General features: G+C 66.1%; 2 protein-coding genes. Both read left to right on the forward strand.

Features of this window, described 5'->3' with window-relative positions:
- Positions 1–214, forward strand: a 214-nt coding sequence (locus MOV74_RS39330; RefSeq protein ID WP_246933007.1) for a MarR family winged helix-turn-helix transcriptional regulator, incomplete at its 5' end; no start/stop codon positions are given.
- Positions 215–226: 12 nt separating this feature from the next.
- Positions 227–831 (forward strand): enoyl-CoA hydratase-related protein (locus MOV74_RS39335; protein ID WP_246933009.1); only part of this gene is annotated, 605 nt, incomplete at its 3' end.

The raw sequence follows: 831 nt of genomic DNA on the forward strand, positions 1-831 counted from the left end.
GAAGCTGATCGAGCGGCGGCCCGATCGCGAGGACGGACGCGCCTGGCGGATCTGGCTGACGCCGAAGGGACGGACCGCGTTGGCGCAGGCGAAGGCCAGCGCTGCCGAGGTCAATGCGGCGCTGACGGACGGATTTACAGCTGCGGAGATCGACATCGTCGCGCGCTGGCTGGCGAGCATTCAAGACAAGTTTCCGAGAAGTTCAGACGACTAAAAGGAGAGACCGATGACCGAGCATGTCCGGATCGAGAACAACGGTGGAATTCTCACCCTCACACTGGCGCGTCCCGACAAGAAGAACGCGCTGACCGATGCGATGTACGGCAAGCTCGCCGACGCAATCGAATCCGCCGAGTTCGATCCGTCGGCCCGCGTGATCCTGATCCGCGGCGAGGGCGACATGTTCACCGCCGGCAACGACGTCGGCGAATTTGCCGCGGTCGCAACCGGCAAGTCCGAAGGCAGCCGCAACGTATGGCGCTTCATCCAGTCGCTGGCACGCTGCACAAAGCCGCTGGTCGCCGCGGTGCAAGGCCGCGCCGTCGGTGTCGGCACCACGATGCTGCTGCATTGCGATCTCGTCGTGCTCGCCGACAACGCGCAATTGTCGACGCCTTTCGTCAGCCTCGCGCTGGTGCCGGAAGCCGCCTCCAGCCTGCTGATGCCGGCGCGCATCGGCCATGCCCGCGCTTATGAGATGTTCGCGCTCGGCGAGACCGTTCCCGCCAAGTCGGCGCTGGAATGGGGCCTCGCCAATCGTGTGGTGCCGCTCGACAAGCTCGATGCCGAGGCGCTCGCGCTGGCGCAACGTCTCGCCCGCCAGCCAGCCGG

The organism is Bradyrhizobium sp. SHOUNA76 (assembly GCF_023006445.1).
GTDB lineage: Bacteria > Pseudomonadota > Alphaproteobacteria > Rhizobiales > Xanthobacteraceae > Bradyrhizobium.